This is a genomic window from Pantoea sp. S-LA4 (genome assembly GCF_054482835.1).
Genome location: NZ_JBTLRC010000002.1, coordinates 1,154,880 through 1,167,985, shown reverse-complemented (window position 1 = coordinate 1,167,985; position 13,106 = coordinate 1,154,880). Strand labels below are relative to the sequence as shown.

Annotated in this window: 11 protein-coding genes; 4 read left to right on the top strand and 7 right to left on the bottom strand. The window is 54.2% G+C overall.

What is annotated here, in order from left to right; translation table 11 throughout:
- Positions 1 to 3: 3 nt before the first annotated feature.
- Both sulA and ompA read left to right on the top strand, forming a co-directional pair.
- Entirely contained in the window at positions 4 to 495 is a 492-nt protein-coding gene (gene sulA, locus ACX3P5_RS06280; RefSeq protein ID WP_233984697.1) for an SOS-induced cell division inhibitor SulA, read from the top strand.
- Between the two features lie 350 nt (positions 496 to 845).
- Positions 846 to 1,913 (top strand): porin OmpA, encoded by a 1,068-nt coding sequence (gene ompA, locus ACX3P5_RS06275; protein WP_094120105.1) that lies wholly within the window; start codon positions 846 to 848, stop codon positions 1,911 to 1,913.
- A 116-nt stretch (positions 1,914 to 2,029) separates the two neighbouring features.
- Here ompA and matP read toward each other — a convergent pair whose 3' ends face one another.
- The gene (gene matP / locus ACX3P5_RS06270; RefSeq protein WP_143807274.1) at positions 2,030 to 2,497 is read right to left on the bottom strand and encodes a macrodomain Ter protein MatP; all 468 of its coding nucleotides are present in this window, start codon (positions 2,495 to 2,497) and stop codon (positions 2,030 to 2,032) included.
- Between the two features lie 53 nt (positions 2,498 to 2,550).
- On the opposite strand from matP, the gene ACX3P5_RS06265 reads away from it, so the two are divergent.
- On the top strand, positions 2,551 to 4,419 hold the full coding sequence (locus ACX3P5_RS06265; protein WP_458968423.1) for an AAA family ATPase: 1,869 nt from the start codon (positions 2,551 to 2,553) through the stop codon (positions 4,417 to 4,419).
- A gap of 68 nt (positions 4,420 to 4,487) precedes the next feature.
- Positions 4,488 to 5,006 carry a bifunctional 3-hydroxydecanoyl-ACP dehydratase/trans-2-decenoyl-ACP isomerase gene (fabA, locus tag ACX3P5_RS06260; RefSeq protein ID WP_008925876.1) on the top strand — a complete coding sequence of 173 codons (519 nt, stop codon included), beginning with the start codon at positions 4,488 to 4,490 and terminating at the stop codon, positions 5,004 to 5,006.
- Positions 5,007 to 5,074: 68 nt separating this feature from the next.
- Here the strand turns inward: fabA and rmf are convergent, their stop codons facing one another.
- The 6 genes from rmf to rlmKL all read right to left on the bottom strand — a co-directional run bounded on the left by rmf (position 5,075) and on the right by rlmKL (position 13,044).
- Positions 5,075 to 5,242 carry a ribosome modulation factor gene (gene rmf, locus ACX3P5_RS06255; RefSeq protein WP_072050988.1) on the bottom strand — a complete coding sequence of 56 codons (168 nt, stop codon included), beginning with the start codon at positions 5,240 to 5,242 and terminating at the stop codon, positions 5,075 to 5,077.
- Positions 5,243 to 5,523: 281 nt separating this feature from the next.
- Complete coding sequence (gene pqiC / locus ACX3P5_RS06250) at positions 5,524 to 6,093, bottom strand: membrane integrity-associated transporter subunit PqiC (protein WP_458968422.1); 570 nt, start codon at positions 6,091 to 6,093, stop codon at positions 5,524 to 5,526.
- On the bottom strand, positions 6,090 to 7,733 hold the full coding sequence (gene pqiB, locus ACX3P5_RS06245) for an intermembrane transport protein PqiB (RefSeq protein ID WP_233984700.1): 1,644 nt from the start codon (positions 7,731 to 7,733) through the stop codon (positions 6,090 to 6,092). The genes pqiC and pqiB overlap by 4 nt, the downstream gene beginning before the upstream one ends.
- Entirely contained in the window at positions 7,720 to 8,988 is a 1,269-nt protein-coding gene (gene pqiA / locus ACX3P5_RS06240; protein WP_233984701.1) for a membrane integrity-associated transporter subunit PqiA, read from the bottom strand. The genes pqiB and pqiA overlap by 14 nt, the downstream gene beginning before the upstream one ends.
- A gap of 15 nt (positions 8,989 to 9,003) precedes the next feature.
- The gene (locus ACX3P5_RS06235; RefSeq protein WP_458968421.1) at positions 9,004 to 10,923 is read right to left on the bottom strand and encodes an ABC transporter ATP-binding protein; all 1,920 of its coding nucleotides are present in this window, start codon (positions 10,921 to 10,923) and stop codon (positions 9,004 to 9,006) included.
- A gap of 6 nt (positions 10,924 to 10,929) precedes the next feature.
- Positions 10,930 to 13,044: a bifunctional 23S rRNA (guanine(2069)-N(7))-methyltransferase RlmK/23S rRNA (guanine(2445)-N(2))-methyltransferase RlmL gene (gene rlmKL / locus ACX3P5_RS06230; RefSeq protein WP_233984703.1), complete on the bottom strand. Its 2,115-nt coding sequence runs from the start codon at positions 13,042 to 13,044 to the stop codon at positions 10,930 to 10,932.
- Positions 13,045 to 13,106: the final 62 nt, after the last annotated feature.

The window sequence follows — 13,106 nt, the reverse complement described above, 5'->3', positions numbered from 1 at the left end:
CTTATGCGAACACAACATCCGAATAATGCACGCTATGCTCATCATTACGCGTCCTCTTCTGTCCCCGCTTCTCATCGTGGCTGGATCACCGAGTTACGCTATAGTGAGCAGCCTGGAATGATGCAGATGTTATTGTTGCCGCTGCTGCAGCAGTTGAGTCAGCAATCACGCTGGCAGTTGTGGTTAACGCCGGCACATAAACTGAATCGCGCCTGGCTGCAGCAATCTGGTTTGCCACTGGATAAAAGCATGCATATTGCTGATTCTGAGCGTCTGAACGCGGTTGAGGCGATGATTAAAGCGCTGCGGACTGGAAATTACAGTGTCGTTTTGGCATGGATTCCGTACGAACTGGATGAAGATGAGCGACGTCAACTGGAAAATGCGGCAGCGGAAGGTGATGCCCTGGGATTGATTTTACGGTCGAGTGGATCACCAGAAGCGCCTCTCGGACCACAAAATGCGCTAAAAATTCAGTCGGATTTGTTTCATTAAGTAAAAATCAGAAGTTTCTCAAGAACTATTTCTTATCTGTCGTCGCTAAACCACTGATTCTGTTAGTTCGAGCGTTGACAATGGTTTAGCAGTTTTTTTGGGCATTGAGCCACGACAATAACACCAGGCTAATTGTTAGAATTTGTGTATAAATCTCTGTTTTTTTACAGAAGCGCCTCACATCATACTTGTAAGTTTCCAATCTCGTTGTAGACTTTATCTCGCCAGGGTGCTCAATAACCTCCGTTTTTTTGCGGTAGAGTCATAAGCGAGCGTTTTGACCCGGCGAAGGATTAAACCAAGAGCAACCTTTTTGCTCATTGCCTATTTGGATGATAACGAGGCGCAAAATGAAAAAGACAGCTATCGCAATTGCAGTGGCACTGGCTGGCTTCGCTACCGTAGCGCAGGCCGCTCCGAAAGATGACACCTGGTACACCGGTGCTAAACTGGGCTGGTCTCAGTATCACGACACTGGTTACTACGGTAACGGTTACCAAAACAATGACGGTCCAACTCACGAAAGCCAGCTGGGTGCAGGTGCATTCGTTGGTTACCAGGCAAATCCATACCTGGGCTTCGAGCTGGGCTATGACTGGCTGGGTCGCATGCCTAACAAAGGCAACGTGACTAACGGCGCATTCAAAGCACAGGGCGTTCAGCTGGCAGCTAAACTGAGCTACCCAATCTATGACGATCTGGACGTGTACACTCGTCTGGGCGGCATGGTATGGCGTGCAGACGCAACCCAGACTAACCCAACTACTGGCCGCATCAGCGACCACGACACCGGCGTTTCTCCGCTGGCTGCCGTTGGTGTTGAGTATGCGCTGACCAAAAACTGGGCAACCCGTCTGGATTACCAGTGGGTTAACAACATCGGTGATGCACAGACCGTTGGCACCCGTCCGGACAACGGCATGCTGAGCGTAGGCGTTTCATACCGCTTCGGTCAGGATGAAGCTGCTCCAGCACCGGCTCCAGCACCAGCACCAGCACCAGTTGTTGAAACCAAGCGTTTCACTCTGAAGTCTGACGTTCTGTTCACCTTCAACAAAGCTACCCTGAAGCCAGAAGGCCAGCAGGCTCTGGATCAGCTGTACAGCCAGCTGAGCTCAATGGATCCTAAAGATGGTTCCGTTGTCGTACTGGGCTTCACCGATCGCATCGGTTCAGAGCAGTACAACCAGAAACTGTCTGAGAAACGTGCTCAGTCAGTGGTAGATTACCTGGTATCTAAAGGTATTCCTTCTAACAAAATCTCTGCACGTGGCATGGGTGAATCTAACCCAGTTACCGGCAACACCTGTGACAGCGTGAAAGGCCGTAATGCCCTGATCGACTGCCTGGCGCCGGACCGTCGTGTAGAAATCGACGTTAAAGGCATCAAAGACGTTGTAACTCAGCCACAGGCTTAAGTTTACACGTAATAAAAAACCCCGCTAAGGCGGGGTTTTTTTATGTCATCGTTCCGGTCAGCGACCCTGCTCTGAGACGCTCTGCCAGCTAAAATGAGTGGCTCCTGAGAGCTGGCTTACTCTTTCTCTGAACCCGAGTTACCGAGAATCGCCTGTAAATCTTCCCGCAGACTCGACATCTGGGTAGCGTACTTCTCTTTGCGTTCAGCATCTTCAATTAACTGGACCACCGTCTCCGATAACGTACTGTTTCGCCGCTGCGCCAGTCCAGCCAGTCGTTGCCAGACCAGATACTCCAGATCGATAGACTTTTTACGCGTGTGCTGATGTTCAGCATTAAAGTGACGTTTGCGACGCGCACGGATGGTTTGTTTTAACCGGTTATCCAGATCCGGATGAATGTGCTCTGCAATCCATTCGTTGACCGTCACCGGATTATTTTCCATCGCCAGCAGTTTATCGACTGCCGCCTGCGCCGCACTTAACTCAAGGTGACGCGTGATCAGTTCACCTTCCCGATGTTTTTTCACCAGGTATTTCCATTTCCATCCACATTCAAGATTTTCGAGTTGCTGGTATTTCATCGGAATCTCATCGTGATCACGTAACGAGCTAAGAATAACAGCTTTTTTCCCGGATGCAGCAACGAAAAACATGCTGTCAATGTCACATCTTCAACAGGAAGTCTGCAGTGCTTAACAAGGGTGAATCCTGTATAATCTCGCTTTTCTTAAATCAGACAAATGCGATTATTTTGACCAGCACCCAACTTACGTGGCAAACCTTACAGCCGGATAGCACGCAATACCAATCCGTTTTTTCCCGAATTGCTGATGAAGAAACCGATGCTCTGGCAGCGGTACAGCCCCGATTGCTGAATGCTCTGGCGCATTTACATCACCAGTCGCAGGGATTCCCGTTACTGCTGGTGCGTAGCCAGGAAAATCGCGACTACCTGGCACTGATTGCCCAGGCCGCGCAGCGCGTCATGGAGGAATCCACCACGCTGTATGGTGGTGATTACCATATCATGGCCGATAACGTCACGCTGCAGCCCCCTTCAGACCCTCAACGCCCTTTCACCAGTCAGGGTGGTATTCATTTCGCCGACTGGATTGAAACCGAACAGCTGTTTGGTTGTGTCCGCCAGTATAAAGATCGTATTCAGCTTGAGCCGGGGCTGATCCATCGCGCCAACGGTGGCACGCTGGTGCTCACGCTGCGCAGTTTTATGACCCAGCCAATTCTCTGGTTACGCCTGAAGAAATGTATTGAGCAAGGCTATGTTGAATGGACCTCGCAGGATGAGCGACGTCCCTTGCCGGTCGCGATACCGCCACTGCCGCTCCAGTTAAATCTGGTGCTGTGCGGCGATCGTGAAGCACTGGCTGACTTTCAGGAGCTCGATCCTGAAGCCCATGAAATGGCTATCTATACCGAATTTGAAGAGAACATTCAGATTCTGGATGAAGATGACATGCTTGCCTGGTGCCGCTGGACCGCCGATCTGGCACAGCAGGCTGAGCTGCCGCTGCCGGATACCGATTTCTGGCCAGAGCTGATTAAAGAAGGCGTACGCTACAGCGGCGATCAGGAGACGTTACCGCTCTGCCCGCGCTGGTTACAGCGTCAGATGCGTGAGTCCGCGCTGATGGGCGATAAAATCAATGCGGAAGCGCTGCGTGATGCGCTGGAAGCTCGCCTGTGGCGTGAAAATTATCTCAACGAGCGGATGCGCGATGAGATCCTGCTGAAACAGATCCTGATTGAGACTGAAGGTGAAGTGGTCGGTCAGATCAACGGTCTGTCGGTAGTGGAATATCCTGGCCATCCTCGCGCCTGGGGTGATCCATCGCGTATTACCTGTGTGGTGCATCCTGGCGACGGCGAGTTTACCGATGTTGAGCGCAAAGCCGAGCTGGGCGGTAACATTCATGCAAAAGGCATGATGATTATGCAGGCCTATCTGATTGCCGAGCTGGAGCTGGATCAGCAACTGCCCTTCTCAGCTTCGCTGGTATTTGAACAGTCCTATTCTGAAGTGGACGGCGACAGCGCCTCGCTGGCTGAACTCTGTGCGCTGATCAGCGCGCTGGCTAACCAGCCGGTCAATCAGCAAATTGCCGTCACTGGCTCAGTCGATCAGTTCGGTAACGTGCAGCCGGTTGGCGGTCTGAACGAGAAAATTGAAGGCTTCTTTGATATCTGCCATCAGCGTGAACTGACCGGTCAGCAGGGCGTAATTATACCCGCCTGCAATGTGCGACACCTGAGTCTGAATCAGGCTGTGGTCAGTGCGGTTGAGCAAGGTCGCTTTCATATCTGGGCGATTGACCGTGCTGATGAAGCCCTGCCGCTGCTGACGGGCAAGGTCTGGGATACTGAGGATGGTGAAGGCGACACCCTGCTGCGCACCATTCAGGAACGCATTAGCCAACTGAACCAGCCGGACGCGCCGCACCGTCCCTGGGGACTGCGCTGGCTTAACTGGTTTAACCACCGTTAATCCGATTTGCTCAGCGTACAACTGTTCGCTAATATTCGTGATTCACTAAAAAAAGGCTTATTGTAAACATGGTAGATAAACGCGAATCCTATACCAAAGAAGACCTGATTCTGTCAGGTCGTGGTGAACTGTTTGGCGAAAATGGTCCGCCGCTTCCGTCAGGCAACATGTTGATGATGGACCGCGTGGTCAAGATGACCGAAGACGGCGGCAAATATGATAAAGGTTTTGTTGAAGCTGAACTGGATATCAATCCTGACCTCTGGTTCTTCGGCTGCCACTTCATTGGCGACCCGGTCATGCCTGGCTGCTTAGGCCTGGATGCGATGTGGCAACTGGTTGGTTTCTATCTTGGATGGCTGGGCGGCGAAGGTAAAGGTCGTGCGCTGGGCGTGGGTGAAGTGAAATTTACTGGTCAGGTCCTGCCTGAAGCGAAGAAAGTGACTTACCGTATCCATTTCAAACGCGTTATCAACCGCAAACTGGTCATGGGCGTTGCCGATGGCGAGGTGCTGGTCGACGGCAACCTGATCTATACGGCCAGCGATCTGAAAGTGGGCCTGTTCAAAGACACGGCGGCTTTCTAAACGTTTCCCCCAGAAACGAAAACCTCCGCGCGCAGCGGAGGTTATATTCCCTTTTCAGTGACATCCGGCTAGGCAGCGACCGACCTGTCCTCCATGGCTTGTCGCCAACCTCCCAACCAGTGAGACTTAGCGTCAATCATTTGATACGGACACATCTCTTTTGAGCGTCCAGTAATGCCTGCCTGATAACCACGTGAATGGGCGCGCTCAAGGCGGTCTCGTTTCTGTCTCTTCATACTCCGTGTCCCTCATGTAAGGTCTGTGGAATCTGGTGGAAAGAAAAAGGTGGTGAATTAATGTTCAACCACACTAATGTTCTACCCGCTACGCGCCCAAAGATCAATGCGCAATCTTCACGCCAATGTCATAAATGTGACCTCTGACCGACAAAATGATGCTTTTTTGTGATGCGGATGACAGCACTATCCCGCTGATTAAGCTAAGAAAAAAGCCCCTGTTTCTCGTCAATCGTGCTTAACGAAAAATCAGGGGCTTAGCTTATTTATTCATACTCTTCTTAATTTAACGCAACCGTACTGTTGGCAATCTGCTGTGCGGTTTGCTGCCAGCCCGCCGCCAGCGTTCTGACCAGCGCATCGTAGCCATCTTCATTCTGAGGCAGCGCCAGGTTAAATGCCTGCTTGGTCAGACGGCCCTGATGTTCCAGCGTCCACTCGCCACTGATCACTGCCTTGCCGTCATAGCGGCCCTGGAAGCCGGTGATGGTCACGTTAAGCGTGTCGTGCTGCGCACCCATCGGCGTACCCGCCACCAGTCGTCCTGGCAGAGCTTTGCTGAGGTTAGTAATCAGCGTCTGCTGCAGCTGCTGATCGAGCGGGCTGGCCCACAGATTATTGGCGGCGATAACATATTTCACGTCACTGGTCTGATAAACCAGCCCGTTACCCGCCAGATAATCCGGTACCGTCACCTGCTGCACCCACAACATCGGTTGCGCTTCATTCAGGCTGCTGCTGCTGACCTTCATCGGGGCGGCCCCGGAAGGCAGCTGATACCAGGTATTATCGATGGTGCTGCTGCACGCGCTCAGCAGCAGCACGGCAGAGAGTATCATTCCTTTTTTCACTGTTTCGCCCTCTTAGGCTGGGGATCCTGTCCCGGTTTCGCCTCAAACACCAGCGCGTTGCTCTTGGTATTGAGCGTTTTCAGTACCGGCTGCAGTTCGCGCAGCACCTGATCGAGTCGCTGCATATCCCCGACCAGCTTGCTGTAAGCCGGCGAGCCTGGCTGCAGGCCTTTCATGCTACGGTTCAGCTCACGCAATGTCTGCTGCATATCTTCCGGCAGCGTTTTCATTGCCGGGCTGGCCGTGACTTTATTGACGTTATCGATGGTGCGTTGCAGATCACGCATCGTTTTCTGGCTCTCTTTCAGCGTACCGGTCGCTTCATTAATCATGCCGTTAAGTGGCAGGCCATTGATCTTATCCAGCGCCGCCATCAGCTTCTGCTGGATCTGGCTCAGACCACCGCTGACGGTCGGAATCACTTCGTAACCCGACACTTTCTGCGGCCCTTTATAGGCTGGAGCATTGTCGTAGAAGTCCAGATCAACATACAACGCGCCTGACAGCAGGTTGCCGGTTTTCAGCGTGGCACGCAGCCCGCGCTTCTTACCATCCTGCAGATGCTGTTGCAGATCGAAGTTCTCACCCAGTCGGCTGATAAACCGATCCGGTTCGATACGAATCAATACCGGAACGCGGTAATCATTGTTCAGCGCCTGATCCAGGCCCGCTTTCATCAGCGGCGCTTCCGACACTGTACCCAGGCGAATGCCGCGGAATTCAACCGGTGCACCGGCCTGCAGGCCACGAATCGAGTCGGTAAAGAACAGCAGATAATCAATATGATTGGTATACAGCGAGTCCTGAATGCTGCGTTGATCATCAAACAGATGATAATCAGACTGATTCTTCGCCGCCTGGCCCAGATCCCAGCCATCCGGCACATCAAAGCTGACGCCGCCGCTGAACAGCGTGGTCAGCGACCCCATTTCCACCCGCATACCGGAAGCGGACATATCAACAGCAATGCCGCTATCCTTCCAGAAGCGGACATTGGTGGTTACCAGCCGATCGTACGGTGCCGCGATAAACAGCTGATAGGTCATCATGCGTTTATCGGTATCGAAGGTGCTGGTTTCCACCGTCCCGACGCGATAGCCACGGAACAGTACCGGATCGCCCGGGTTAAGCTGGCCAGCTTTTTTGCTGTCGAGGATGATGCGAATGCCTTTGGCATCCGGCGGCGCTAACGGTGGCGCATCCAGCAGGTTAAACTGCTCTGGCGCTTCACTTTTGGTACCCGGCTGTAATTCAATGTAGGCACCCGACAGCAGGGTTCCCAACCCGCTGATACCTTCGCGACCAATCTGCGGCTTCACCACCCAAAAAACACTGTCTTTGTGCAACAGTTTTCCCATCCCGGCATTGAGGCGGGCCTTGATTTCAACGTGATGCAGATCGTCGCTCAGTACCGCGCTCTCCACCACGCCGACATCCACGCTGCGGCTTTTAATGGTGGTTTTGCCGGCTTCGATACCCTCGGCATTTTCGGTAATCAGGGTCACTTCCGGCCCCTGATGACTGAAGTGATAAAACAGAATCCATCCGCCGATTAACAGCGTGACGATGGGGACAATCCAGACCGGCGACCAGCGCTTGATCTGCTCCACCTTTGCGTGGCCGTGGTTAATTTCCGTCAAGGCGCGACTCCTTTACATTGTTTTCGCGTACACGATCCCAGGTTAATCGCGGGTCAAAGGTCATTGCAGCAATCATGGTCAGAATAACCACCAGCGCAAATAACACCGCGCCCCACGCGGGATAAACACTCATCAGTTGCCCCATACGCACCAGCGCAGAGAGCACGGCAATCACAAATACGTCGATCATCGACCAGCGGCCAACAAACTCGACCACTTCATAAATCAGGTGCATCTTGTGGCTATCATGCCGTCCGCGTCCGCCGGCATCCCAGCAGAGCCAGCCAATCGCCAGCATTTTCAGCGTCGGCACCATAATGCTGGCGATAAAGATCACCAGCGCCACCGGATAAGAACCGTCGCTCCAGAGTAAGATGACGCCCGCCATGATATTGGAGGGATACGCGCTCCCCAGCGTTTCTGTCACCATGATCGGCATCAGATTCGCGGGAATATAGAGAATGACGGAGGTCAGCAGCAGCGACAGCGTCCATTGCAGGCTGTGCTTACGGCGCGCAGAAGCGACCACTCCGCAGCGCGTACAATGACGCTGCGTGGCCGGCAAAATGGCAGTGCAGCAGGGACAGGAGCGTAAATCCTGCTGCAGGCCAGTGACACCGACCCGGGGAGGATGCGGCAGCGCCGGCATCGGCGCAATGTTCTGCCAGAGCTGACGCCGGTCAACGCACTGAAAGGCCCGCAGCTGCAGCAGGCAGAACAGGCACCAAGGCCAGAAGCTGGTTTCCAGCCCGATATCACCATAAGCCATCAGCTTAACGAAACTGACCAGCACCCCCGCCATAAATATTTCAGCCATACCCCAGTTGCGTAGCTGAAACAGAATGCGCGCCAGCCCCAGTTTCAGCCGGGTCGGTAACGGAACCGGATTCACCAGCAGCAGGATAGTGACCATGCAGAACGCCGGGATAGCCTGTACAAACAGCAGGAACAGGGTCGCCAGACTGCTGTAGTCTTCTGACACCATCACCTGCGGTATCTCGGCCAGGCTGATCTGACTGCTGAGCCCGGCCACTTTCATGGTGATAAACGGAAACAGATTGGCCAGCAGCAGCATAAACAGAGCCGCCAGCGCATAACCGGTTGGCCGTTTGCGTGGCTCGTGCCAGTTTGCCGTAAGAGAAGTGTGGCAGCGCGGGCATGAGGCACGGCTGCCAACGGGAATGTCCGGCAGCTTATTCATTAAATCGCATTGTGGACAGAGCATCCACGCGTCACTTTTATCTGCTGAACACATCCGTTATCCCTTGATCTACGCGCCGTTTTTCATTGATTCAAGCTCTTCCCAGCGCGCGAAAGCAGTTTCCAGTTCCTGCTCAGCCTGCGCCAGATTGTCCAGTACCGGTTGGGTCTGGTCGTGGGCCTGGCTGAAGAAATCCGGATGACTCATTTTCGCCTGCAGTTCACCAATGCGCGCTTCCAGCTGTTCCAGCTTTTGCGGCAACTGTTCCAGCTCACGCGCCAGGTTATAGCTTAGTTTGTTGGCGCTGCGTTTGGCAGTATCACTTTTCTCTGCCGCAGGTTTTGCCACACTGCCGCCGGTTTTGGCCGGAGCCGACGCTTTCTGCTGCTTGTAAGCCGCACGCTGTTGCTGGGCATCGTGATAGCCACCGACGAAGGTGCCAATCTCACCGTTGCCTTCAAAGATCCAGCACTCGGTTACCGTATTGTCGACAAACTGACGATCGTGGCTCACCAGCAGCACGGTGCCCTGATAGCCATCAATCAACTCTTCCAGCAGCTCCAGCGTTTCCACGTCGAGGTCGTTGGTCGGTTCATCGAGGATCATCAGGTTGCTGGGACGCAGGAACAGACGTGCCAGCAACAGGCGGTTACGCTCACCACCGGACAAGGCGCGCACCGGCGTCATGGCGCGTTTCGGATGGAACAGGAAGTCCTGCAGGTAACCCAGCACATGGCGCGGCTTGCCGTTGACCAGCACTTCCTGTTTACCTTCTGCCAGGTTATCCATCACGGTGCGATCCGGATCGAGTTCGGCGCGGTGCTGGTCGAAGTAGGCGACCTCCAGCTTGGTGCCGGAATGCACGCGACCATGATCGGCTTGCAACTGCTGCAACATCAGGCGCAGTAACGTGGTTTTACCGCAGCCATTCGGGCCGATCAGAGCAATTTTATCGCCACGCATCACCTGGGTAGAGAAGTCTTTCACCAGCACTTTGCCATCAACCGCATAGTCGACGTTTTCCAGCTCAAACACGATTTTGCCGGATCGGGAGGCTTCGCCCACCTGCATATTGGCTTTACCCATCACTTCGCGACGTTCTGAACGTTCACGACGCAACGCTTTCAGCGCACGCACACGGCCTTCATTACGGGTACGACGCGCTTTGATACCCTGGCGAATCCAGACCTCTTCCTGCGCCAGCTTGCGGTCAAATTCCGCGTTCTGCATCTCTTCAACGCGCAGCGCTTCCTCTTTCCCTTCCAGATAGAGATCATAATTGCCTGGCCAGGAGACCAGCTTGCCGCGGTCGAGATCGACAATTCGCGTCGCCATGTTGCGAATAAACGAACGGTCATGGGAGATAAAGACAATGCTGCCGCTGAAGTTCTTCAGGAACGTTTCCAGCCAGTCGATGGTTTCGATATCGAGGTGGTTGGTTGGCTCATCCAGCATCAGTACGCGCGGATTGCTGACCAGCGCACGGCCCAGCGCCGCTTTACGCAGCCAGCCTCCCGACAGCGAAGAGAGTTCGGTATCAGGCTGCAGACCAATCTGTTCCAGCACATCATTGATGCGGCTTTCCAGCTGCCACAAATTCTGATGGTCGAGAATGCTTTGCAGACGCGCCATCTCATTGAGGTTTTTATCGCTGGGGTCCTCCATCACCACATGGGAAATGGCGTGATAAGCCTTGAGATGTTCGGCCTGCTCTTCCACGCCTTCGGCGACGAAGTCATAAACGGAACCGGTAATATTGCGTGGCGGGTCCTGCTGCAGACGCGCAACAACTAAATCGGTTTCATAGACGATGCGACCATCATCCAGCGGTTGTTCGCCATTGATGATCTTCATCAGGGTCGATTTACCGGCACCGTTACGGCCCACCAGACAGACGCGTTCGTTCTCTTCGATGTGCAGTTCGGTATTGTCTAACAGCGGCGCATCGCTGAAGGAGAGATAAGCGCCGTGGATACTGATTAATGACATGTAAACTTATTCCTTACCGGCGTGAGTGATCAGCCAGCAGTTGTGAATTTGACGGTTACGCGCGAAGTCCTGCGACTGCGTTTTCTGGGTAATGTCCTGCGCCTGCAGACCCAACGCCTTCAGACCATCCATATCCATTTTGAAACCACGTTTGTTGTTGGAGAACATGATGGTGCCACCGCGGCGCAGCAGGCGCTTCAGGTTGCGCATCAGCATCATGTGATCGCGCTGGACATCGAAGCTCTCTTCCATTCGTTTTGAGTTTGAGAAGGTTGGCGGATCGATAAAGATCAGGTCAAAATTCTCATCACTTTCATTCAGCCAGCTCAGGCAATCAGCCTGCATCAGACGGTGCTGCCGCCCGGTCAGGCCATTGAGCCGTAAATTGCGCTCCGCCCACTCCAGATAGGTTCGCGACATATCTACCGTAGTGGTAGACCGCGCGCCGCCCAGACCAGCATGGACGCTGGCGGTGCCGGTGTAAGCGAACAGGTTGAGGAAATCTTTCCCCTGACTCATCTGACCCAGCATTTTGCGCGCAATACGGTGATCAAGGAACAGACCGGTGTCGAGATAATCGGTCAGATTGACCCAGAAGCGCGCATTAAACTCTTTCACTTCGAAATAATCGCCCTTCTCGCCCAGCTTCTGATACTGCGCTTTACCTTTCTGGCGTTCACGCGTTTTCAGAATCAGACGGTCAGCGGGCAGTTCGAGCACGGTCAGCGTGGCGCTGATCACATCGAACAGACGCTGACGCGCTTTATTCGGATCGATGGTTTTCGGCGGTGCATATTCCTGGATAATGACCCAGTCAGCGTAACGATCGACCGCGACGTTATAATCTGGCAAATCGGCATCATAAATGCGGTAGCACTCAATGCCTTCCTGACGCGCCCACTTATCCAGCTTCTTCAGGTTTTTACGCAGACGGTTGGCATAATCTTCCGCGATCTGCCCGGCGCTCTCACCGCTGTTAACCGACAGCTGATAATTTTTCTGTACGCAATCCAGCGGGCCATTTTTTGCTTTGAACTGGCGATCGGCACGCAGTTGCAGACAGCTCAGCAGCTCCGGTGACGCGCTGAACAGCGACAGATTCCAGCCGCCAAAGTGCAGCTTCATCAGACGTCCGAGCTGGCTGTGCAGCGCAATCAGCGCTGGCTCGCTCTCCAGACGTTCACCGTAAGGCGGATTACTCAGCACCGTGCCGTGGATCAGCGGATCGACCGGATTGGTCAGCTTCAGCAAATCCTGCTGAGCGAAGGTAAAGAGTTCGAACACGCCAGCACGCCGGGCATTGGCCTGCGCCCACTCCAGCACCCGACCATTGTTGTCATAGCCAAAGAAGCGCGCCTGTGTTGCCGCCGTGCCGTTACGGGCGCGGTTCTGCGCCTCGGTTTTCACTTCCTGCCACAGCGCAGCGTTGAACTGACTCCACGCCGTGAAGCCCCAGTGCTTACGCAACAGGCCAGGCGCACGATCGCAGGCGATCAGCGCCGCTTCAATCAGCAGCGTACCTGAACCACACATTGGATCGATCAGCGGTGTGGTCGGCTGCCAGCCTGAGCGCAGCACAATCGCCGCTGCCAGGTTCTCTTTCAGCGGCGCCTGGCCGGTCTGCTGACGGTAGCCGCGCTGATGCAGCGCGCTGCCGCTCAGATCCAGCGCAATGCTGGCGCGATCGTCATTCAGCCAGACGTTGATGCGGATGTCCGCCTGTTCGCGATCCACATTCGGACGCTCCAGGTTCTGGCGGGTGAAGCTATCGACAATGGCGTCTTTCACTTTCAGCGCGCCGAACTGGCTGTTGCGAATCGAATCGTTGGTGCCGCTGAAGTGCACTACAAAGGTTTTATCACTGCCGAACATCGTCGGCCAGTCAACACTTTGCACGCCAAGGTAAAGATCCAGATCGCTGTAGACGCCAAACTCTCCCAGCGGCAGCAGGATACGTGAGGCTAAACGGCTCCACATCAGGCTTTGGTACATGACGCGCTCATCGGCCTGGTAGTGGACGCCGCCCTGCACCACTTGCAAATCCTGCGCGCCCAGCGCGTCCAGCTCACTTTTTAACAGCTCTTCGAGCCCACGCGCCGTGCTGGCAAACAGAGAATTCATATCGTCACTTTTTAACTCTTGAGAAAATTGTCGCGCATTATAGCGAATCGCAGACCTATGTC

Coding starts and splice junctions, on each gene's coding strand:
- sulA (WP_233984697.1), top strand. CDS start 4: ATGCGAACACAACATCCGAATAATGCACGCTATGCTCATCATTACGCG.
- ompA (WP_094120105.1), top strand. CDS start 846: ATGAAAAAGACAGCTATCGCAATTGCAGTGGCACTGGCTGGCTTCGCT.
- matP (WP_143807274.1), bottom strand. CDS start 2,497: ATGAAATACCAGCAACTCGAAAATCTTGAATGTGGATGGAAATGGAAA.
- ACX3P5_RS06265 (WP_458968423.1), top strand. CDS start 2,551: ATGCAGCAACGAAAAACATGCTGTCAATGTCACATCTTCAACAGGAAG.
- fabA (WP_008925876.1), top strand. CDS start 4,488: ATGGTAGATAAACGCGAATCCTATACCAAAGAAGACCTGATTCTGTCA.
- rmf (WP_072050988.1), bottom strand. CDS start 5,242: ATGAAGAGACAGAAACGAGACCGCCTTGAGCGCGCCCATTCACGTGGT.
- pqiA (WP_233984701.1), bottom strand. CDS start 8,988: ATGTGTTCAGCAGATAAAAGTGACGCGTGGATGCTCTGTCCACAATGC.
- ACX3P5_RS06235 (WP_458968421.1), bottom strand. CDS start 10,923: ATGTCATTAATCAGTATCCACGGCGCTTATCTCTCCTTCAGCGATGCG.
- rlmKL (WP_233984703.1), bottom strand. CDS start 13,044: ATGAATTCTCTGTTTGCCAGCACGGCGCGTGGGCTCGAAGAGCTGTTA.